The organism is Acinetobacter sp. YH01009, from assembly GCF_013420765.1.
Classification (GTDB): domain Bacteria; phylum Pseudomonadota; class Gammaproteobacteria; order Pseudomonadales; family Moraxellaceae; genus Acinetobacter; species Acinetobacter amyesii.
Genome location: NZ_VOYE01000008.1, coordinates 143,261 through 164,068 on the forward strand (window position 1 = coordinate 143,261; position 20,808 = coordinate 164,068).

At 41.1% G+C, this 20,808-nt stretch carries 27 protein-coding genes and 1 rRNA gene; 19 read left to right on the plus strand and 9 right to left on the minus strand.

Annotated elements, in window-relative coordinates:
* Window position 1: 1 nt before the first annotated feature.
* The 5 genes from FTT76_RS10130 to FTT76_RS10150 are packed head-to-tail and all read left to right on the plus strand — an operon-like array spanning window position 2 to window position 1,997.
* Window positions 2-259: a pyocin activator PrtN family protein gene (locus FTT76_RS10130; RefSeq protein WP_120375892.1), complete on the plus strand. Its 258-nt coding sequence runs from the start codon at window positions 2-4 to the stop codon at window positions 257-259.
* Window positions 249-740 (plus strand): hypothetical protein, encoded by a 492-nt coding sequence (locus FTT76_RS10135; protein ID WP_180190460.1) that lies wholly within the window; start codon window positions 249-251, stop codon window positions 738-740. Before FTT76_RS10130 ends, FTT76_RS10135 begins: the two co-directional genes overlap by 11 nt.
* Entirely contained in the window at window positions 737-1,351 is a 615-nt protein-coding gene (locus tag FTT76_RS10140) for a 3'-5' exonuclease (RefSeq protein WP_180190461.1), read from the plus strand. The genes FTT76_RS10135 and FTT76_RS10140 overlap by 4 nt, the downstream gene beginning before the upstream one ends.
* Window positions 1,351-1,716: a hypothetical protein gene (locus FTT76_RS10145; protein ID WP_180190462.1), complete on the plus strand. Its 366-nt coding sequence runs from the start codon at window positions 1,351-1,353 to the stop codon at window positions 1,714-1,716. Before FTT76_RS10140 ends, FTT76_RS10145 begins: the two co-directional genes overlap by 1 nt.
* Window positions 1,716-1,997: a hypothetical protein gene (locus FTT76_RS10150; protein WP_179997250.1), complete on the plus strand. Its 282-nt coding sequence runs from the start codon at window positions 1,716-1,718 to the stop codon at window positions 1,995-1,997. Before FTT76_RS10145 ends, FTT76_RS10150 begins: the two co-directional genes overlap by 1 nt.
* A 22-nt stretch (window positions 1,998-2,019) precedes the next feature.
* On the opposite strand, the gene FTT76_RS10155 is transcribed toward FTT76_RS10150, so the two are convergent.
* On the minus strand, window positions 2,020-3,213 hold the full coding sequence (locus FTT76_RS10155) for a site-specific integrase (RefSeq protein WP_180190463.1): 1,194 nt from the start codon (window positions 3,211-3,213) through the stop codon (window positions 2,020-2,022).
* A 119-nt stretch (window positions 3,214-3,332) separates the two neighbouring features.
* Here FTT76_RS10155 and dusA point away from each other — a divergent pair, with 119 nt between their 5' ends.
* A complete protein-coding gene (gene dusA, locus FTT76_RS10160; RefSeq protein ID WP_180190464.1) occupies window positions 3,333-4,367 on the plus strand; it encodes a tRNA dihydrouridine(20/20a) synthase DusA in 1,035 nt (344 codons plus the stop codon).
* Between the two features lie 119 nt (window positions 4,368-4,486).
* On the opposite strand, the gene FTT76_RS10165 is transcribed toward dusA, so the two are convergent.
* Together FTT76_RS10165 and coaBC are read right to left on the minus strand one after the other, a co-directional pair.
* Window positions 4,487-5,005, minus strand: coding sequence for an Asp-tRNA(Asn)/Glu-tRNA(Gln) amidotransferase subunit GatC (locus FTT76_RS10165; RefSeq protein WP_180065618.1), 519 nt, complete (start codon window positions 5,003-5,005; stop codon window positions 4,487-4,489).
* Between the two features lie 389 nt (window positions 5,006-5,394).
* Window positions 5,395-6,666, minus strand: a complete 1,272-nt coding sequence (gene coaBC / locus FTT76_RS10170; protein ID WP_078191307.1) for a bifunctional phosphopantothenoylcysteine decarboxylase/phosphopantothenate--cysteine ligase CoaBC — start codon at window positions 6,664-6,666, stop codon at window positions 5,395-5,397.
* A 112-nt stretch (window positions 6,667-6,778) separates the two neighbouring features.
* On the opposite strand from coaBC, the gene radC reads away from it, so the two are divergent.
* Both radC and FTT76_RS10180 read left to right on the plus strand, forming a co-directional pair.
* Complete coding sequence (gene radC / locus FTT76_RS10175) at window positions 6,779-7,480, plus strand: DNA repair protein RadC (RefSeq protein WP_168378714.1); 702 nt, start codon at window positions 6,779-6,781, stop codon at window positions 7,478-7,480.
* A 75-nt stretch (window positions 7,481-7,555) separates the two neighbouring features.
* The gene (locus tag FTT76_RS10180; protein WP_078191309.1) at window positions 7,556-8,467 is read left to right on the plus strand and encodes a bestrophin family protein; all 912 of its coding nucleotides are present in this window, start codon (window positions 7,556-7,558) and stop codon (window positions 8,465-8,467) included.
* A gap of 95 nt (window positions 8,468-8,562) precedes the next feature.
* On the opposite strand, the gene FTT76_RS10185 is transcribed toward FTT76_RS10180, so the two are convergent.
* Entirely contained in the window at window positions 8,563-9,414 is an 852-nt protein-coding gene (locus FTT76_RS10185; RefSeq protein WP_180094844.1) for a PHP domain-containing protein, read from the minus strand.
* 44 nt (window positions 9,415-9,458) lie between these two features.
* Here FTT76_RS10185 and FTT76_RS10190 point away from each other — a divergent pair, with 44 nt between their 5' ends.
* Genes FTT76_RS10190 through mnmC form a run of 4 tightly spaced genes read left to right on the plus strand, consistent with a single transcriptional unit; the run spans window position 9,459 to window position 12,906 of the window.
* Window positions 9,459-10,070, plus strand: coding sequence for an inner membrane-spanning protein YciB (locus tag FTT76_RS10190; RefSeq protein ID WP_180190465.1), 612 nt, complete (start codon window positions 9,459-9,461; stop codon window positions 10,068-10,070).
* A gap of 28 nt (window positions 10,071-10,098) precedes the next feature.
* On the plus strand, window positions 10,099-10,401 hold the full coding sequence (locus tag FTT76_RS10195; RefSeq protein WP_078191312.1) for a YciI family protein: 303 nt from the start codon (window positions 10,099-10,101) through the stop codon (window positions 10,399-10,401).
* Window positions 10,402-10,406: 5 nt separating this feature from the next.
* Window positions 10,407-10,922, plus strand: coding sequence for a hypothetical protein (locus tag FTT76_RS10200; protein ID WP_078191313.1), 516 nt, complete (start codon window positions 10,407-10,409; stop codon window positions 10,920-10,922).
* Window positions 10,923-10,959: 37 nt separating this feature from the next.
* Window positions 10,960-12,906 (plus strand): FAD-dependent 5-carboxymethylaminomethyl-2-thiouridine(34) oxidoreductase MnmC, encoded by a 1,947-nt coding sequence (gene mnmC, locus FTT76_RS10205; protein WP_180190466.1) that lies wholly within the window; start codon window positions 10,960-10,962, stop codon window positions 12,904-12,906.
* 44 nt (window positions 12,907-12,950) lie between these two features.
* Here the strand turns inward: mnmC and FTT76_RS10210 are convergent, their stop codons facing one another.
* Window positions 12,951-13,265 carry a rhodanese-like domain-containing protein gene (locus FTT76_RS10210; protein ID WP_180190467.1) on the minus strand — a complete coding sequence of 105 codons (315 nt, stop codon included), beginning with the start codon at window positions 13,263-13,265 and terminating at the stop codon, window positions 12,951-12,953.
* Between the two features lie 92 nt (window positions 13,266-13,357).
* Here FTT76_RS10210 and FTT76_RS10215 point away from each other — a divergent pair, with 92 nt between their 5' ends.
* From FTT76_RS10215 to FTT76_RS10225, 3 genes are all read left to right on the plus strand, one after another.
* A complete protein-coding gene (locus FTT76_RS10215; RefSeq protein ID WP_078194203.1) occupies window positions 13,358-13,846 on the plus strand; it encodes a YajQ family cyclic di-GMP-binding protein in 489 nt (162 codons plus the stop codon).
* 27 nt (window positions 13,847-13,873) lie between these two features.
* Window positions 13,874-14,377, plus strand: coding sequence for a DUF4442 domain-containing protein (locus FTT76_RS10220; protein ID WP_180059452.1), 504 nt, complete (start codon window positions 13,874-13,876; stop codon window positions 14,375-14,377).
* A 132-nt stretch (window positions 14,378-14,509) separates the two neighbouring features.
* Window positions 14,510-15,010, plus strand: a complete 501-nt coding sequence (locus tag FTT76_RS10225) for an ester cyclase (RefSeq protein ID WP_180190468.1) — start codon at window positions 14,510-14,512, stop codon at window positions 15,008-15,010.
* A gap of 66 nt (window positions 15,011-15,076) precedes the next feature.
* Here FTT76_RS10225 and FTT76_RS10230 read toward each other — a convergent pair whose 3' ends face one another.
* From FTT76_RS10230 to FTT76_RS10240, 3 genes are read right to left on the minus strand one after another with little or no spacing between them, the layout of a single operon-like run.
* Window positions 15,077-15,496, minus strand: coding sequence for an acyl-CoA thioesterase (locus FTT76_RS10230; protein WP_078191328.1), 420 nt, complete (start codon window positions 15,494-15,496; stop codon window positions 15,077-15,079).
* Window positions 15,497-15,517: 21 nt separating this feature from the next.
* Window positions 15,518-15,949 carry a thioredoxin TrxC gene (gene trxC, locus FTT76_RS10235; RefSeq protein ID WP_078191319.1) on the minus strand — a complete coding sequence of 144 codons (432 nt, stop codon included), beginning with the start codon at window positions 15,947-15,949 and terminating at the stop codon, window positions 15,518-15,520.
* Window positions 15,950-16,846, minus strand: a complete 897-nt coding sequence (locus tag FTT76_RS10240; protein ID WP_180190469.1) for an alpha/beta hydrolase — start codon at window positions 16,844-16,846, stop codon at window positions 15,950-15,952.
* Window positions 16,847-16,970: 124 nt separating this feature from the next.
* On the opposite strand from FTT76_RS10240, the gene FTT76_RS10245 reads away from it, so the two are divergent.
* The 4 genes from FTT76_RS10245 to FTT76_RS10260 all read left to right on the plus strand — a co-directional run bounded on the left by FTT76_RS10245 (window position 16,971) and on the right by FTT76_RS10260 (window position 20,581).
* Window positions 16,971-17,306 (plus strand): TIGR01244 family sulfur transferase, encoded by a 336-nt coding sequence (locus FTT76_RS10245; protein ID WP_111885430.1) that lies wholly within the window; start codon window positions 16,971-16,973, stop codon window positions 17,304-17,306.
* Window positions 17,299-17,721 (plus strand): beta-lactamase hydrolase domain-containing protein, encoded by a 423-nt coding sequence (locus FTT76_RS10250; protein WP_180190470.1) that lies wholly within the window; start codon window positions 17,299-17,301, stop codon window positions 17,719-17,721. The genes FTT76_RS10245 and FTT76_RS10250 overlap by 8 nt, the downstream gene beginning before the upstream one ends.
* Window positions 17,722-17,924: 203 nt before the next feature.
* Window positions 17,925-19,124 carry a hypothetical protein gene (locus FTT76_RS10255; protein WP_180164927.1) on the plus strand — a complete coding sequence of 400 codons (1,200 nt, stop codon included), beginning with the start codon at window positions 17,925-17,927 and terminating at the stop codon, window positions 19,122-19,124.
* 83 nt (window positions 19,125-19,207) lie between these two features.
* Window positions 19,208-20,581 carry a dihydrolipoyl dehydrogenase gene (locus FTT76_RS10260; protein ID WP_180190471.1) on the plus strand — a complete coding sequence of 458 codons (1,374 nt, stop codon included), beginning with the start codon at window positions 19,208-19,210 and terminating at the stop codon, window positions 20,579-20,581.
* A gap of 120 nt (window positions 20,582-20,701) precedes the next feature.
* Here the strand turns inward: FTT76_RS10260 and rrf are convergent.
* Window positions 20,702-20,808 (minus strand): 5S ribosomal RNA (gene rrf / locus FTT76_RS10265); the annotation flags it as partial.

Below are 20,808 nucleotides of genomic sequence, written 5' to 3' on the forward strand. Positions count from 1 at the left end.
GATGCTTGTGTTGCGCTACATGTCTCCAGTGGTACCGCTTGAAAATGTGGTTGAAGACTACTTGAGCCACATGTCACTTGAAATTGCCAAACGTAAAGCAGTGAAACAGGAATTACCGTTTCCTGTGATCCGTTTAGGCGAAAAACAGAAAGCATCTTGGATGGTCAATTTGCATGATCTTGCTGTGTATATCGATCAGCAAACTGCATTGGCCCAGCACGATCATAAAGCCATGAATGGTGAACAGTATGCACACTAATTTAGACCATGACGTTTTTATCAAAAAGGGCAAATCCATTGCCCTTGCTCAACAAGTCGACGACTTCCTGAAGGCTCAGGGCAAATCTGAACCAGATCAGATTCCATTTGGTCACTCTGAACTATCGTCTAAAAAAAATGAATACGGTCGCACAGCACAAACCACCATGCGCGAAATTATGTTTAGTGCAGTACGTGAAAGCCAAACAGCTAAACAAAAAACGCGTGTCATTGATAAACCTGCAGAACCAACATACTCACCCGATGTGAGCGAAAACCGTGTTTTGTTTAATCGCCATGCGCGTGAACAAGCTTGGGAAAAGGGAAAAAAAGAATTCATTGGTCGCTGTAAAAAACATGGCGAACAAACATTTGTGATTAGAAAGCAAGGTAAAGACCACCTGTGCTGTGTCTGCAAAAAAGCATTCACTAAAGCGCAAAATGACAAAATAGCGAAATTTAAAAAAGGAATTTCAGTATGAAAAAATTAATGGTTGATTGTGAAACGCTTGGTATTGGTGAGCGTCCTGTTTTGCTCAGTATTGGCGCTGTTGTATTTGATGATGCTGAAATTCATAAATTTTTTCATGTGCAGATTGATATTGAAAGCGCCAAAGCACACGGTTTTTCGGTGGACCAATCGACACTTGATTGGTGGGATCAGCAAGACCCGATTGCTAAGAAAGATGCGTTTAGTGGCGAGCGTGATATTCAAGATGCGCTTGCAGCTCTTGTGCGATTCTACAAAGTGAATGAGTGTACGCAAATCTGGTCTAAAGGCTCTATTGCAGATATTCGTTGGATTAATAATGCATTGAATTATTTTGACATGCGCCAGCCATGGAAGTTTTGGCAAGAAATGTGTTTTCGCACGTTTCTTGAGATGTCGCCACGTGTGAGTGTTGCATTTGAGGGCGTGCCACACAATGCGCTTGATGATGCAGTTCACCAGGCTAAACAGTTTATTCATATCAAGACCATCCAAAGCAAACAGGCTCAGATCCTGATTGAACAAGGTCAACGTTTTAATGAAATAGCTCAAAAAGTAGCGGATTTAGAGTTCAAAATTTTACAAATGGAGGAATCAGCATAATGAAACTCGAAAATGCACAAGAACAATTGTTAGAACTGAGTCCTTTGAAACTGAGCCAACAATTTTGCCGTGATGATCTTTTAGATCTACGTGACCAACTCAAAGCCAAACGTGCAGGCTTGATTGAAGCCAAGGATAAATGCAAAAACGGCAATTCAATTGCTTTGCTGAACATTGAATTGTCACAAGTCAATTCTATGCTGACACGCATCAACCAGACTGTCACTTTGCTTGATCAAGATGCCAAGATCATGAAGAAAAATAATCACTCAACGCAGGAGCTGGCGATGCGTTTTTTCAAGGTTGCTGAAAAGGAATTGGATGCAAAGACGTTTAATAAAATTAAAAAAATGGCGGTGGCGTGATGGATGCAAAAGTAATTGAAGTAAATAATGTTTTAGAAGGTGATGCTAAACAAGTTGCCGATCAAATTTTCGGTGGCTATATCGTGCCGACATTCAATGAAATTGCAAAAGATGCACCCTTGTCTGCGATGCAATTCGTCACCATAATTGCAGGTAATGGCATTAGTCTATGCTTAAGTGGGACACGCACTGACAAACTAGACAGTGCCGCAAAAATATTGCATGACCTCGTTGATGAAGTGCTTACAAACGTTAAAGCAAGTCGAATCAAGAAAAGCTAACCCAGAGTTAATCGAAAGCCTCTTAATCAGAGGCTTTTTTAATGGCCTCAGCAATACCAGTGGTTTTTGCATATTCAATGGCTTGCTTGTATGTGAGCAGATCCTTTCGAATAATATCTAAATTGACATAGCGTTTCAGACTATTCCAATCATCATGCAAAGTGTACTGCTGGATCTGCGGTACCGTTAAGCCCTGCTCTGCCAAACGTGTTGCTGCTTCATGCCGAAGGTCATGAAAACGTAAATCATCAATGCCGGCTTGTTTCTTAATTTTCTGCCAATGACGTGCAATATTTTCCTCATGTGTTGGGATCAGGTACCGATCATCACCGCCACGTAAAAGCATCTTTTTACGGATTTCAGGCTTTAATAACTCATCAATGATTTCTGCAGCTTCGTCTGAGACCACAAACCATTTGTCATTGTTTTTCTTGGTCGGATGCTTCACTGCCTCCAGGTACCATTTTTTGTGCTCACGATCATAATGCTGTATTTCAAGCCTTGGCAATTCACCCAAGCGACGACCCGTGTAAATATCAAGCCACATAATCAAGTACAAAGGCGTATTTGAATAATTCTTTAAATGAAAATCCATGTACGCATACGTGGTCAGATCTTGCAATTCTTTGGTCGTTGGCAACCGATTACGCTCTTCAGACTCAGAAATCACACGAGACTTTCTTAGCCCTTTGACTGCCTTTTCATACTCATTGAAGTCGATCTCTATCCCCCAAAGTAATTCGGCATGATCTAACACCGATTTCATACACTGGAATTCGAAAAGAATCGTACTCGGCTCAACAGGATCTAAATCATAATTTTCATTTTTATAGCCGTCACGTCTACGCAAAGCATGTTGTGCATAGTCAGTGCGCTTCAGATCTGACAATGACTTTTGGGAAATATCGAACTTTTTCAGCATCTCAAGAGTAAATGCTTTGGTCCTGCCATAGTCTGAAATTTCAGATTTATACCTGGTAATTGCTGATGCCAAAGACATGGCAGCAGATGCCACAGCATCTTTGTCGGTTGACAACAAGTGAGGATTCTTTTCTAATCTGTCCTCTTCTCTTTTTAGCCACGCTTTTGCCAAAGCTCTGGTGCTAAATGTTTCAGTATCAAAGTACTCGATACCCTCACTTGGCTTGCGAATATTGATCACAGCCTTGTATCTGGTACCTTTAGTTTTGGATTTTAACTCTGTGATATAGCCCATACTTGCAACTATTTTTTAAATGAACGGGGAATGGTTGCAAATATAGTTGCAAGAGTTGCAAAAAGATAGGAAAAGATACAAATTTATCGTAAATGATACGAATGCTCATAGGTGCTTAAATGACTGATTTAAAACAAAACACTGATATATCAAGGCTTCCACGTATATCCGTTGCACCTATGATGGATTGGACGACTCGTGACTATCGTTTCTTTGCACGCTTGTTTAACCCTACTGTGATTCTCTACACCGAGATGGTCACCACAGGTGCGATTTTATTTGGCGGTGCGAATCGTCATTTGAACTATAACAACGAAGAACACCCGATTGTGTTACAGCTAGGTGGTTCAAATCCTAAAGATTTAGCGACCTGTACCAAGATGGCACAGGACTGGGGCTATGATGAAGTAAACCTCAATGTCGGCTGTCCGAGTGACCGCGTTCAGAACAATAAAATTGGCGCATGCTTGATGGCAGAGCCTGATTTGGTTGCAGAATGTATTGCTGAAATGCGAAATGCTGTTGATATTCCAGTGACCGTGAAACACCGCATCGGGATTGATGACATGCAGTCTTATGAAGAAATGCTACATTTTGTCGATACCGTGGCAAAGACTGGCTGTGACAATTTTATCGTGCATGCGCGTATTGCCCTGCTGCAAGGGTTGTCGCCAAAAGAAAACCGTGATGTGCCACCTTTACGTTATGAAGATGTTTATCGTCTGAAACAAGAACGTCCAAATTTATTGATCGAAATTAATGGCGGGGTGAAAACCTTTGCTGAAACGCAGCAACATTTACAACATGTTGATGGCGTGATGATTGGCCGTGAGGCTTATCACAACCCGTATTTATTGGCTGAGATCGGTCAGCTTTGGGATCTCGAATTACCCAACCGTTTCGATATTATCGATCAGATGCTACCGTATATTGCTAAACGCATGGAAGAAGGTGCGCCGCTTTCTATCATTACCCGTCATATTTTAGGTTTATTCCAAAATCTACCAGGTGCTCGAAAATGGCGTCAGGCTTTAAGTGGTGGCAATGCCAAAACCTTTGCAGATGTGGAAAATGCCATCCAAAATATTAAAGATGCAATGCAACGTACAGAAGACTATTTACGTGATCATCCTAAAGTCGTTTTAGAAGATTAATCCTATAAAAGTAAAAGCCCGCTATTTTGCGGGCTTTTTTATTTTCACGCCTCACAAAATACGTGTTTGGCAACATCGTCACAACTCAGCAAAATCATCAAAGCAATCACAATCATCGCTCAATGACTATTGATCGTAATGTTCCCTTTAGGAAAAGGCTCATCATCATCGGTCCATTGATAATCGGATGGATCTTCTTCCTCACGTAAACCCACATAGCTCTCAGGCGCCGATGTAACAGGTTCAACCTCCTCGGTTGGTTGTTCCAATTCCTCAACCAAATGATTCAACTCTTGATCTAACTGCGCCTGATACTTTGCAATTTCAGCTTCGTCAATGAAGGCAAATTGTTCTTCATCTATTTTCCATGCATAGCCTTGCAGGTCTTTGTAAATATCGACCAAAACAGTATAAGGCTGACCATCGTATTGCAACGTCGCCTGAGCCTTAAAGCTTAATCCCTTACGCTCTAATACTTTTATATTTTGAATCCGTAAATGGTACTGCCGATAATCTGGATTCTGATCAAACTCGTGTTGCATCTGCTGCTCAATCTGCCGAGATAATTCATCTGTCGAGACAAAATAGCTACAACCAGCCAAACTCAACAGTAAAAAAATGGTGAGCCATCGAAACATATTGCATCCCCCATGATGCATTTATTCTTGATGAAAAAGTCAGACCGTTCACAGATTGCGATCCAAACATTCCTCATTGTTTGCTTCATAATAGCCAATAAAACACACAGTACAAGCCAAATTATCAAGATTTCTCAATTTTATATTTAATTTTGATATCAATCACTTAAATTGCATTTTTGCTGTTTTAAAACACTGACAGCCTTGGTCTATTGCTGACATATTTTTGTTGAAAATGACCATTTTGGTAATAGTTTCCTAGCCGTCAAATTTTCAATATGAAACCGGTCCCCCTGTGATATCTTCAATAACGAGCCTTAAACAAAACATCTAAAAAGCGCCATAAAAAATCCCCGAACATTGCGGGGATTTTGAGGAATCAACTGAAATTATTCATCGTCCGTTTCAGGCTCATGATGTAGCGCATCATGTATGGCTTCCACCAATTGCTGTGCAATTTCTTGTTTTGACGCTTTCTCTAAATCACGCTTTTCCATTTGATATTGATCGGCGAAGAACACGGTCATGGCATTTTCGTCTGAAGCAAAGCCAATGTCTTTACGTGAGACATCATTGCACGCAATCATATCGAGTTTTTTCGCCACAAGTTTGCCTGCAGCATACTCTTCGACATTGCGTGTCTCGGCGGCAAATCCCACCATAAATGGACGTTTTGACTGCTGCGCAATCGTTGCAACGATATCTGGATTTTTAATTAAAGCCACATTGAGTTCATCGCCAGCTTTTTTGATTTTATGCTCTGCAACTTCTGCCACGCGATAATCCGCAACAGCCGCTGTTGCGATAAAAATATCACAGCCTTCATCTAACATTTGCAGACTAGTCTCTAACATTTTAATTGCAGACTGCACATTAATCCGTCGTACACCATTTGGTGTATCTAAACTGACGGGTCCTGCGATCAGCGTTACTTTAGCCCCAGCTGCATAACAAGCCGCTGCCAGTGCAAAACCCATTTTCCCTGTGCTGTGGTTGGAAATATAACGAACAGGATCTATCGACTCGCGTGTTGGACCTGCTGTAATCGCTACATGTTTACCGGCAAGCATGCCAAATTTTTCAGCAATAGCTCGCTGTGCTTGATGAAAATAGGCCGTCACTTGATCCGCTAAATCTTCTGGCTCAGGCATACGTCCTAAGCCCACATCTCCACAGGCTTGAGAACCGGCATCGGGCATGATCACATGTACGCCATCTTCAACCAGTGTATTTAAATTACGCTGTGTCGCTTTGGCTGCCCACATTTGCTGATTCATCGCAGGGGCAACCCAGACGGGTGCTTTAGTCGCAAGATAAAGTGTCGAAAGAAGGTCATCTGCTAAACCCGCCGCAAATTTTGCCAGCGTGTCACAACTTGCAGGAGCAACCAATACCAAATCAGCCCAACGTGCCAATTCAATATGCCCCATGCCCGCTTCTGCTTCGGGATTGAGTAATTCGGTATGCACAGGGTTGCCTGAAAGCGCCTGAAACGTTAGCGGGGTCACAAAGGCTTGCGCACCTTGAGTCATCACCACGCGCACATCAAATCCGGCATCTTTTAACCGACGGACAAGAATGGCACTTTTATAGGCTGCGATACCACCAGTGACACCTAAAAGAATATTTTTTGTGGGCATTACACTTAAATCAAAGCTCACGAACAGGCTACCTATCTGTTGCAGTGGCGCTCACAATAGCATTAAATATGCACTGACCCAACAATCTGCTGTGAAAAAGCCGATTGACTGATAATAAAAAAGTCTAAGAATAATGAATAATTCAATTAAAAATTGGCCTGAACAAGAGCGCCCACGTGAGCGCCTGATTCATCAAGGCGCACAAAGTTTATCCGATGCTGAACTACTGGCTATTTTCCTACGCTCTGGTTCCCAGCAGCACTCTGCTGTCGAACTCGCACGACTCCTGATCCAACATTTTGGTCAGTTGCAAGCGCTGATGGATGCTTCACTTGAGGATTTACGCCAGTTTCATGGCATTGGAAACAGTAAATATGCGCAGCTCATGGCGGTAAAAGAACTCGGTAAACGCTATGTGAGTCAACATTTTCAAAATGAAGCCTTACACTTGCAACATTCTGAACAATTGCAAAACTTTCTTCGCTTTGAATTTTTATCGGAACGTCAAGAAGTCTTTGGCGTGCTTTGTCTAGATGCGCATTTAAGAAAAATAAACTTTAAAAAACTTTTTTATGGCAGCCTCAATACCTGTGAAATTTCCATCAATCAACTGCTGCGTTATGTCATTTCTGAACATGCCAGCAGTATTGTCATTGCACATAATCATCCTTTCGGTCGTGCAGAACCTTCTGCTGCCGATCTTGAATTGACTCGACTCATTCAGCAGGCTTGTCAGCTGGTGGAAATTCGACTGATCGATCATTGTATTATCTCAACAGAAGGGAGCTTTTCCTTTGCTGAACATGGCTTGCTCCAAGCACACTCATCTGCGTGAAACAGTTATTGACAAGTGCTTGAGCAAACCCGAAGATCATCATAATTTTTTAAAACTAGAAATTATCATTCGAACATGATCGTCCGTGACCAACCGAGTATTTTTAAACTGCTATTTTCTTGGCGAGGAACGATTTTACCTAAGGTTTTACCGCCGCTCGGGATCGTTATGTTGCTGTCTGCCATTGTGGGCGGCTTATCCTATGTCGATATCTTCCATTTTACCGAATTTCCTTTGGTCGGCTTTACCCTGATCGGTGTTGTGCTGTCGATTTTCTTGGGCTTTAAAAACTCAGCCTGCTATGACCGTTGGTGGGAAGCTCGGCGTTTATGGGGCATTTTGATTGCCAACGCGCGACATTTTGACCGTGACTGCCGTTTACTCAGTCAAGGCCGTCGTGAACGTGTGATTCAACATGTGATCGTCTTTGCCAACGTTTTACGTGACCGACTCCGCCATCAAACTGCCAATCCCACAGAACTGGTTGAAACCAGCGGCATGAGCGCGAATGCCATCACCCAACTATACCAACAAGCCAATGCACCGCAGTACACGTTGAGTTTGATTCAATGGGAGCTGATGCAAGCGCTTAAAGATGGTGAAATTTCAGATATTATTTATACCCAGATGAATCAGCATGTGATGGAGCTCAGCACCGTACAAACCGGCTGTGACCGTATTGCCACTACGCCATTACCGTTTGCTTATTCGGTCTTGCTGAATCGAACTGTTTATTTTTTCTGTTTTGTCTTACCCTTTAGCTTGGGTTCTACTTTAGGTCTTGCGACCCCCCTTTTGGTCGGAATTTTGGCTTATACTTTTTTAGGCTTAGATGCACTGAGTTCAGAGATTGAAGAGCCCTTCGGCACACAGAGTAATGACCTTCCATTGGACTCGATGGTACGAACTATTGAAATTGAACTTCTAGGAACTCTAGGAAAACCCACCCCACCACCGATTCAAGCCAAAGATCATAATTTACTTTAATTGATCAGTGCGTCTAAACCCTCGCTTACATAGCCTTGCCGTACATTTTTCGTATATCAAAGATATGTAAGTGAGAGCAATCATCGCGTAAGGCATTAAACAAAGCTCTCCCAGATTCCAACTTGCCCCTCTTTCACTCGAGGAATATTGCCGAGTTTAATCCACGGCATATTGTCACCATGAAAATCACTGCCAACAGAAACTTTCAAGTTAAAGGCAGCAATCATGCGATCTACCATTTGACGAGTTGATAATGGCTCAATTGCCGGTGGTAATTCCACTGCATCACCGCCCGCTTCAGCAAAGATTTCAATCAAATAACGAATATTGGTCGCAGATAAATCATAACGTGTCGGATGCGCCAACACTGCAAAGCCACCACTGGCATGAATCACCTCAATGGTTTCAGCAAGACTCGGACCTTCAAATTTTACAAAAGCTTTTTTGCCTTCTTTAATATATTTATCAAAAGCTTGTTGTGGACGCGCAACCACACCCTTTTCCACCAAAGTTTTGGCAATATGCGTGCGTGTTACCCGATCTGGAATATGGTCGACTTTGGCAATCACATCGCTATAAATATCTTGACCAATTAACGGTATCAATAAGTCACAAATCTGCCGAGCACGTTCCGCTCGAATACGCTTTTGATCCATCAATAAGGCTTGTAAGGGTGCAGGATTTTGCATATTTAAAGCAACGATATGCACACCATAACTTTTTTTGGTCGCAGGTCTCGACCACTGGCTAGAAATCTCCACGCCAGAGATTAATTGCAGCTTTAATTCATGAGCGACTTGCTCTGCTGCCAACAATCCGTCCATCGTATCGTGATCAGTCAAAGCCAGCGTATGAATTCCAATAGCACTTGCGGCCTGCACCAAAGCCTCTGGTGACAAAGTACCATCAGAAATATTACTGTGTGTATGTAAATCTACGCCTTGCATCTCTATACTATGTCATTTATTTGATCAGATTTAGATACTCTAACATGAAAGCACTTTTAGACTTTGTGCCACTCATTATTTTCTTTTATTTATATAAAACTGTAGATCCAAACGATACGCAGCACCCATTATTACAATTGATTGGTTCTGCTGGGGGTGTCGATAACAATAACATTCTTGTGGCAACATCAGGTCTCATCATTTCCATGCTGGTGGTTTATGGTGCATTGTTTGTCATGCAAAAATTCCGTCTAGATAAACAACAATGGATTGTGTTGTTTATGACCGTGATATTTGGTGGTATTACCCTGATGCTAAGCGATGATTTTTATATTCGTTTAAAAGCCGTTTTACTGAACTTAGTTTTCGCAGGGGCGTTTTTACTTTCACCACTATTTAGTAAAGATAAGAAACCACTCATCGAACGTTTATTTGGTCCAGTCTTAAATTTAACCGCTGTCGGTTGGAAACGATTGAACTATGCATGGGCTGCAATGTTCGTGGTGATGTCATGTTTACACACCTTTTTCGCTTATTTGTTTGCAGACGGAAAATATTGGGGTGAATTCACTGCTTTTGGTGACATGATCGTGATGTTTTCCTTTATCATTATTCAGTTTATTGTATTACGTAAATACTTTAAGACCTCAGAATAATCCATTCGGTCAAAAATCAGGAAAAGTCATGCCATTATTCGTCGTAAGCTGTACAGATAATGAAGGTACAGTGGAAAAGCGCCTTGCGGTTCGTCCTCAACATCTTGAACGTCTACAAAAACTTGATGATGAAGGTCGTCTGATTGTTGCAGGTGCGATGCCTAAAGATCCGGCAAACCCGCAAGCTGGTTTTTATGGCAGTACGATCATTGTCGATTTTGATAGTCGTGAAGCCCTAGACCAATGGTTGGCAGATGAACCTTTCCTCAAAGAAGGGGTTTATGGCCAAATTGATGTCAAACCATTTAACAAAGCATTTCCTAAAGGATAAGGTTCATGCGCGTCGTTGTTTCTAGTTTACTGGGCTTATCTTTAATTTGTTCAACTGCATGGGCTGAAGAACCGGCTCCTGCACCTGCTGTAGCCCCTGCTGCTCAAGCAACGACTGCAACACCTCCTCCCAATCCTGTGCCGCATACTATTCCTGCCAATAAACCGGGCATCATTAAAGTGGCGGCAACCGTCAATCCCAATGGTCAACCTCAAGATGCAAACCCATTGACCATTGAGCAATTGGCAAAAAATAAAGCGCTGCAAGATGCCAAAGTTAAAGCGATGGTCAAAGACCAATCTGTACGCTTACAACAGTTAGAAAAAGCTAACCTTGAAGCTTTGGCGCAAAACCAAGAATTACAACTTAAAAATGATAGCTTGGGCGTACAAGTACAAGTGCTGCAAAGTGAACGTAGCGCGCAGATGTTTTTATATGGTGGCACCACGCTTGGTGTTGGCGTGATTTTAGGTTTCTTGTTGGCCAGTTACGTCTATACCAAACGTCGTCGTCAATGGTAATTCTTTTTTCTACTTCAATTTAAAGGTTGCTTGAGTTTTGTCAGGTGCAATTCAGACTGCCGATCTCGATTGGCAAATGATCGATGGCATTGATATTCCAGTGTCTAAACAGTTTGGTGATGTGTATTTTTCGAAGGACAACGGCCTGCTCGAAACACGTCATGTGTTTTTAAAAGGGAATGACCTCGGCACTCGCCTTGCGGCACTGACTGATTTTGAATATTTCAGTGTCGGCGAAACAGGTTTTGGTACAGGCTTAAATATTTTGGCCCTGTGGCAATTATGGCAACAGGTTCGTCCAAATAATCACAGTCATCTACATGCTATTTCTGTAGAAAAATTCCCTTTATCTAAAGCAGATCTCATTCGTGCATTAAATGCATGGCCTGAATTACAGCCTTTGGCACAGCAACTGATTGCGCAATATCCTAAACCTATTGCGGGATGTCATCGACTCAATTTTCCAGAAGAACGTTTTTCGATTGATCTTTGGTTAGGCGATGCACACGACGTTTTTCCGGTCATGGCAAAAACTGCTACAGTCAATGCATGGTTCTTGGACGGTTTTGCACCTGCCTGTAATCCTGACATGTGGGAAGAAAACGTACTCAAAAATATCGTGCGTCTATCGGACATTGGGACGACCTTCGCCTCATTTAGTGTGGCCGGTGTACTCAAACGCGGCTTACGTGAACATGGCATTACTATTACACGACCACGTGGCTTTGCACATAAACGTGAAATGCTCAAAGCCTTTTGGCTCTCACCTGAAAGTTCAGATGATCAATCCAAAGTTGCGGACATACCCACTTTAGACGAAAAAAAAAATCCTGAAATCGCTCTAGGACATAAGCCCCGTCAAATCGCGATTATTGGCGCTGGCATCGCTGGTTTAAGCTGTGCGTGGGCATTTGCTCAACGTGGGCATCAAGTGCGTATTTACGAGAAATCAGCACCACTCAGCGGTGGGTCGGGTAATCCTCTTGCCCTACTCAACCCTAAACTCTGTCCAATTGAACAAAGCGCTGAACATCTAATGACCCTAAGTTGGTTATATGCGCTCAAGCATTATCAAAACTTCAAGGCATTTCGGCCCTTACAGATTCACCAATCTATTTTAAAAAATAAAGCAGAATACCTTGATTTAGCTCAAGCTTATCCTTCAGAGGTGTTATCTGCTGAAGAAGGCACGCAAAATCAATTAGCCTCAACATTTCCAACCCTGCTCTTAAAACAAGCAGGCGCGGTCAGTCCTCATCAGCTTCGTGACCAAATCTTGGCGCATCCACACATTGAATTGTTACAAGCAGATATTCAACGCATTGAACAGCAACAAAATGGCGTTGCGCTATTTACAGTGGATCAGCAGCTTCCATCTGCCGAGCATGTCATTCTCTGTGCAGCACGTGACAGTATGCAGCTACAAACAGATTATCCAGAGCTGCGTGCCATTCGTGGACAAGTCAGTTGGTTGAACAATCCCGCTCAACAGATGGATATGCATACCGCCTATAGTTATGGAGGCTATTGCATGCAACTGGATGCCGAACAGATGATTATGGGCGCGTCATTTTATCCCGGCCGTGATGACACCGACGTTCTCACAGAAGATCATGTGCATAACTATGAACTTATCCACAGTGTGTTCCCCGACTTTGCCAAAACCTTAGCACCGATTAAGCAATGGCAAGGACGTGCCGCAATTCGCGCACAGACAAAAGACTTTTTCCCTGTAATTGGTGCAGTCCATGAAGATCAGCAAATTTATAGCTGTAGTGGACTCGGTTCTAAAGGTTTCCTGTATGCCCCGCTCTGTAGTGAAATCATTGCCGCGCTGGTCTTAAAAGAAGCCTGCCCTATTCCAACACAGCTACTCGATAAAATTCATGCAGCACGTTTTATACGACGCGCTAAAGCGAAACAAAAAACCAAGAAGCCTTATTTTCAAGGTCAGATGCCGTCATCTCCACCTCAAGAAAAATAACTTGCAATAAAAAAGCGCCTTTCGGCGCTTTTTTTGATTCGATCTTATTTCCCTTGTTCCAAAGGAAGACCGGCATCACGAGCAGCACGCGTGCCGCCCATTAAGATTACATATTCACGTGAGCTGTCAAAACCCTCTAGTAACTCTGCTGCACGTGGAGCTTTACTTCCGCCACCACATAAAATGTAAATGGGTTGATCCGTTGACACCTGAGTCAGTGCATCTGATGACAATGCGGTGATCGGTCGGTTAACCGCACCTTTCACATGTGCTTCAGCATAAGCACTTGCATCGCGAACATCCCAGATAATCGAGTCTTCTGGGAACTCAAATGTTGTAATTTCTTGTTTACGGATCATTGCACACTCCTTTTGATGTAAACAACACTTGGCAAATGAAGAAAACATCCCTAGCATCTCAGATATTCTTTCCCTTTGTAAAGGTCTAATCTATGCCTTCTTTTGATATTGTTTCGGAATTAGAAGTTTTTGAAGTAAATCATGCAGTTCAAAACACGCAAAAAGAAATTGCGACGCGTTTTGACTTCCGTGGTCAAGACGTTTCAATTGAGTTAAATGAGAAAAATAAGGAAATCAAAATCTCAACAGAAAGCGATTTCCAATGTGAGCAAGTGTATACCATGCTCGAAAATCATTTCTTCAAACGTAAAGTCGACATTCAAGCGCTCGATCCACAAAAAATGACCGCTTCTGGTAAAAACGTCATTCAAGTGATCAAACTAAAAGACGGTCTTGACTCTGATACTGCAAAAAAAATCAATAAAGCCATTAAAGAAAGCGGCATTAAAGTGCAATCTTCTATTCAAGGCGACAAAATTCGTGTGACTGACAAGAAACGTGACACTTTGCAACAAGTGATGGCGTTCTTAAAAGAGCAACAGTTTGGTGTGCCGCTTCAATTTAACAACTTTAAAGATTAAGGCAGCACAACTGCCATTGAGGTCAATATGGCACGTCCAAATCGTCTAAATAAACTGGTCAAAGCAAGCTCTAAATTACCCAAAGGTATTCAAAGTCGTTTGCTCAGTCGAGCTTTTGGTCGTGTCGTGCCCATGGTTGGAACGGCTAAAATCCAATATCAACATGTCAGCCCTGAGCGTGTTGAGGTGAGCATCGCCAATCATAAGGCGATGCAAAACCATATCGGGCAAGTACATGCCTGTGCCATGGCGCTGATCGCAGAAACAGCCACAGGTTTTGTCACAGCAATGAACGTCCCTGATAGCGCCATTGTCCTGATTAAAAGCTTCAAAGTTGATTTTAAGCGTCCAACCCAAGGTGGGATGACAGCCATCGCAACGCTTACACCCGAACAGCAACGACAAATGCAAAGTACAGAAAAAGGTGAAACCTTAGTACAGGTCTTAGTCACCGATGAATCTGGTGAAGCACCGATTCAATGTGAAATGCTTTGGGCGTGGGTGGCAAAATCCGCTCTGAAAAATAAATAAATGTAAATAAAACTTACTTTTAGGTAAGTATAAGTTTTACCAAATTTCAGCAAAATCAAGACTGTTTTTTACTATTTATACGCCGTAATTCCGCTCAATATGCTTGCACGACACAAATATATTGAGCACTTTATGAAAAAAATCATTCCCCTTTCACTCATCAGCCTGGTGGTGTTTTTAACTGCATGTCAAAGTACTATTCCTGCAACGCCAACGACTCCAAATCAAGCGGCTGAAAGCAATATTAAAACCAGCCAAGCAGCGGAAAATAAGAAAATCGTGATTGATTTTTATGAAGGTGTCTTTCTTAAACATCAGGTTAAGACATATGCTGACCGATATATTGGCAATCAATATATTCAACATAATCCGCATGTACCTGATGGCAAAGCGCCTTTTGTCGATTATTTCATCCAGTATTTTAAACAAAATCCTGAAGCAAAAAACCAGATCAAACGTGCCGCTGCCGAAGGTGATTTGGTCTATTTACATGTGCACTCTACGCAGAATAATCAAGACCGTGGAGAAGCGATTATTGATATCTTCCGTGTTGAAAATGGCAAGATCGTCGAACATTGGGATGTGCAACAAAGCATTCCTGAAACCAGTGCCAACTCAAACACGATGTTCTAATTTCTCAGTCACTATTCATAAAAAAGCCACTCGATTGAGCGGCTTTTTTTTTGCGTCTAACTTTAATTAAGCTTGATCTGCAGCAAATTTAGCTTTTGCATCCGCAGGAATTTGACGCTTAGCACCTTTCACATCCACAGCGACAAATGTAAACACACCTTCGGTTACGCGAATTGGATCACGTGAACTGTCGTGACTATCCCAAACTTCAATCTGCATTTGGATAGAGGTATTACCCACTTTTAAAATTTTGGTATATACACTGATGACATCCCCGACTTTCACTGGAACGAGGAAGGTCATTTGGTTAATTGAAATCGTTGCACAGCGTCCTTGACTGAAACGCTCTGCGTGAATTGCACCGGCCAAGTCCATTTGTGACACGATCCAACCACCGAAAACATCACCACTCCAGTTGGTGTCTGCAGGCATCGCGATGGTTTGTAGGGAAAGCGTTCCTTCAGGTTTTACATGAGTTTCTGACACTTTAGCTCCTGGCGCTGACATTTATTGAGGTAAATTTAACTGCTGGTTGAGCCATTGTTGTAACTCACCAGCACGCATTGCACCGCTTATTCTAGCAATTTCGTTGGTTTTATTCATCAAAACCAGTGTAGGAATACTACGAACATTAAATGCACCGCTCAATCGAGGGTTTGCTTCGGTATCAATTTTGGCAAAAACCACCTTCGGATTAGATTTTGCAACTTGTGCAAAGTGTGGCGCCATCATCTTACATGGTCCACACCATTCAGCCCATAAATCAATCAGCACAGGTAAATCACTATTGCTAATAAAATTTGCAAAGTTCTTTTCATTCAACTCGATGGGAGCCAATGGAATCAATGCTTGATGACATTGACCACATGCAGGTCCAACTTCGAGTTTTTCTTCAGGTACACGGTTTTTTGCACCACATTCAGGACACACAACGATCATTTAGCTGACTCCAACATGTTGATGTAAAAATTCTAATTGGGTTGCCATGGCTTTTTCAAACCATTGCCCATGATAAATATCAAAATGTTGCATTTCCCACTCATAATATTGCACATACGGTGCAATATTGGTCGCAGTTTCTCGGCTTGATTCGATGGGAATCAAACTATCTTCTTTTGCCGCAATAAAAAGTACTGGTATGCTAATTTTACGGACATCCAATATTGGGCGATAACGGATTAACTTAAAAAAGGTCCGAGCCGGAATTTCGCCACTCCAATAAAAATCAGGATTTACAATCGATAAGTAGCCCGCATAACTATCTTCAGACTGTAAAAAACACAATCGATGTGGATGAACTACGGGTAAAGTCGTTGGACTCATCCCAACTTTAGACCCCATATAGTCCTGACTCGATAATTTTAACGCTTTGGGTAATTGCTGTAAGGGATACAATTTTGCACTTTCAGCGCCGTCGACAAATGGTACTTGTACCATTACCGCTTTAATATTTTTAAGCTCTGCCGCCAAACTAAGCACATAGCCACCACTCAGCGATGTTCCCCATAATACAATGCGTCTCGAATCAATCGATTTACGCTGCTGTAAATGATCGATCATGGTCCGCCAATCTTCAAGTTGAGCTTTAAGGTTCACCAACTCTCTCGGACGCCCTGTACTGCCACCCCAATAGCGATAATCAAACAACACGACAGCATAGCCCGCTTGCACAAAGCGCTTGGCATATTGCACTAATTTAAACTGGCGTAATGCCGCCAAACCATGTGCCATGAGAATGACTGCAGGTTTTTCAACAGATTTTGGACGATAAAAGTCAGCAGCTATAACATCTTGTCCGCTTTTGACATACAGTGGTTCGACTGTATAGGCGTGCATACGCGCTCCATTGCGTTATTTTATGGTTGCAATCGCTTATAAAAATTTAAGAACATTCTGCTCAAGTTTGTGCTTAATGCTATCATAAAGCATAAATCTATGAATTAAATTATGGAGTGACTCAATGAGCGAAAATGTTGGTTTTGCAGGTCAAATCGGCCCAGAACATGTAGCGCAAGTGGTTGAAAAAGGCTTTAAATCGATTATCAATAACCGCCCTGACATGGAAGGTGGTCCTGAGCAACCAACCAGTGCTCAAATTGAAGAAGCAGCACGTACCGCTGGTTTAGACTATGTTCATCAACCGGTTGTTGCGGGTCAAATTTCTGAGCTAGATGTCCGTAACTTTGCGAATCATTTTAATGAATTGCCAAAGCCAGTACTCATGTTCTGCCGTACAGGTAACCGTTCAAATAACCTATATCAACTAGCAAAACAGATGGATCTTTTGGATGACTAAGGCTTTCATTCAAAAAGCTTTATTGATCGCAACGTGCATCTTTTCGGCACCCTCATTTGCTGATAATAGCAGTCAGCCCTTAAATGCATATTTAAGTGTCTCTGGACAAATGACCACAGATAAGTTTTCAAGTTTACTCAAGCAACTTAAATTTAAATCTGTGATTGTGAATCGACCAGATAATGAGGCAGGCAATGAAGTGACTGTTTTACAGTTACGACGCATTGCGGAAAAGTCTCATGTGAGTGTTGTGTATCAACCTGTGCAAAGCGGTAAAATTTCTCAAACAGACGTGAAAGAATTTGCCAAATATTATAATGAGCTCCCTAAACCCATTTTGATGATTTGTCGTAGCGGCTCTCGTTCGACATCTCTTTTCAATCAAGCTCAGGCTCAAGGTTTGCTCAATGACTAAATTTATGTTCACCGTTTTATTTACAACGTTGTTGCTAACAGGGTGTAATTCTATGAATGTACGTCCAACTGTTGGTGTAAGTGTCGGGACTGCACTATAAAATGACGAATATAAAGATGGCGCTATTTGCGCCATTTTTTATGTCTGGTATCTTTACGCAATATAACTTTTTCTATACATAAATAACTATTTTGGGGTAATTCATGAAATTCGTTCAAGGGACACTTGTACTTACTTTAGCCACTTTACTTACAGCTTGTGGTGGTGGCGGTAGTGATGGATATTTTAATAACGAAGGAACAGATTCTTCTAATCAAAACAATAACAATGGCGGTACAACAACTCCAACTGAAACAGCAAAAGCACAGTTAGATATTTTAAAACGTGAAGGGCAATATTTATTCGGTAATTATGATCCTAACGATGCATCAACAGCAAAAGGCTATATTGATCATTCAATGGATACATTTGCACAAGGCCCATTACAATTAAGTTTAGATATTAGAAAAATAAACTTAAACTCATATAAAAATACTTATCACTACAGAGATAAATGTTTCTATTTAAGTAAAACTGACTATAGAGCATGTTATGTTTTTATTGGCGAAGATATTAAAAATATCTTACCGGGTTATGACAACTGGGATTTCGATATTACAGCTAATGATCTAAAAAACATCAAATTACAACATGATGAAGTGACACCAAACTTAGAAGAATATGAATCCAATACTCGCATTTACGTATTTGAAAATGAAAATGGAGATAAAAATTTCCATGATGTAACAATTACTGGTGCATTTGCTTATCCATTTCAACAGTCTTGGGGAATACAACAAACTCAACAAAAAAGGTTTGTTTTAATAAATGGCAATACAAGCGACTATAAAATTACAACAACAGCAATAGTTACGGATCCAGAAACTGGTGATGATATTGAACGTGAAGTAACAACAGGTGCTATCAGTATTTACAAAGATCTCTCTTCTCTCGATGGAGATTTATACAATATTCAATCTGGATCAGGATTTAATGTATTAATTAACGATAACCCAAATATTCCTTTTGCAGAACCAATTTCATTCGTATTAAACTCAACACCAGGTACCACAAGTTCAGCAAGTTATCGTGTGAAAGCTTCAGGTGAACAAGAACTAATTTTACCTAGCATCACAACAATCGATGGGACTCGAGTTGAGAATGAAGCCTCTAGTTTAAATAGCCAGACATTTACTGGAAGCATTAAATTAACAGGGACGAACATTTTGAAATTTAAACAAGCTACAAGTGGTAGTCTTAGTTTTGAACATGCTATTAATGGAATAACATTCAAAGGTTCATCTACTAATAATGCAGGAACTGTAAGTACAAGTTTAACATTACCTTCTGGTATTAAATTTTAAGTGTAAAAAAATGCAATTAAACCCTCTATACTGAGGGTTTTTTTATATATTAGATCTAAACTCATGAAATGAAGCATATCCAAATGTACGACATCATCATTATCGGTGCAGGAACAGCAGGCATTTCAGCCTATAAAGAAGCAATTAAAAAAACACAAAATCTTCTTATCATTAATGATGGGCCTTGGGATACTACCTGTGCACGCGTAGGTTGTATGCCCAGTAAAATACTTATCTCTACTGCAAATCGTATGTACGAAATAGGACATTCAGATAATTTAGGACTAGATGTCAAAAGTGAAATTGATACCTCTAGCGTCATGCAACATGTTCAAACCTTACGTAATCGTTTTACACGAGCCACGTTAAAAGATGTTGAAAATTGGCCAAGCCAACATAAAATTTCAGGTAAAGCTGAATTTATTGATTCAAATACAATTCAAGTAAATAACCAAACATATCAAGCCAAGTCATTTATCCTTGCAGTAGGTACTACTCCTGCTATAGATACTGAACAAAAACAAATATTAGGCGACAAATTAATTACATCCGATCAAATATTCGAATTAGAACAACTCCCTAAATCTGTCGCAGTTATTGGAAGTGGCGTGATCGCTTTGGAATTAGCTCAGGCTTTAACACGGCTTAATATAAACACAACCGTTTTTGCACGTAGTCGAAAAATTGGTTCACTGAGTAGCCCTATATTGCAAAAGCTCGCACAGGAAGAATTAAGTAAAGAGTTAAAGCTAAAGTTTGAAATTTTACCTGAACATTACTCTGTTGAAGGCGATCTAGTTCATCTAACCTACACTGAAGAAAACGGACAAAAGACAATACAAGTTGACTATGTATTAGTTGCAACTGGCAGACGTACATTATTAAATACCTTAGGTTTAGAACTCATAAATGCAGAATTTAAAGATATTAAAAATTTGCCAATTAACCCAGATACAAAGCAACTAGCTGATTATCCAATTTTTATTGTCGGTGATGCACATACCAATACCCCTATTCAACACGAAGCAGCTCATGAGGGTAAGTTTGCAGTACAAAACTGTTTAAACTTTCCACAAATTAAATCCATAAAGACGCTAACACCTCTAGGCATCTTATTTTCTACACCACAAATGGCAACCATTGGGCAAAGCTATAAGCATCTACAAGATAAAAACATAGAATTCGTCATTGGTTACGTTTCTTATGAAAAACAAGGTCGTGCAATTGTTGCTGCTAAAAATAAAGGGGCTGCCGAAGTATATGTGGATACTATTAGCCATAAACTATTAGGAGCTGAGCTATTCTGCGCGGAAGCTGAACATTTGGCACATTTATTAGCTTGGATGATTTCAGAAAAACTAAGCATTCATGAAATTTTAAATAAACCCTTCTATCATCCAACGTTAGAAGAAGGATTAAGAACAGCATTAAAGCATGCACGACGTCAGTTAATATAATTTTATCGTTTTATGTAAATTTATAGCGTTGGATTTCCAGCACTTTATTTTCGTACCTTACCCTTTTTCTGCGCATAAAAAAACACCCCCTTCGCATTGAAGGGGGTGTTTCGAATAATGAGCTGGCGATGACTTACTCTCACATGGGTAACCCCACACTACCATCAGCGCTAAGAGGTTTCACTTCTGAGTTCGGGAAGGGATCAGGTGGTTCACTCTTGCTATGG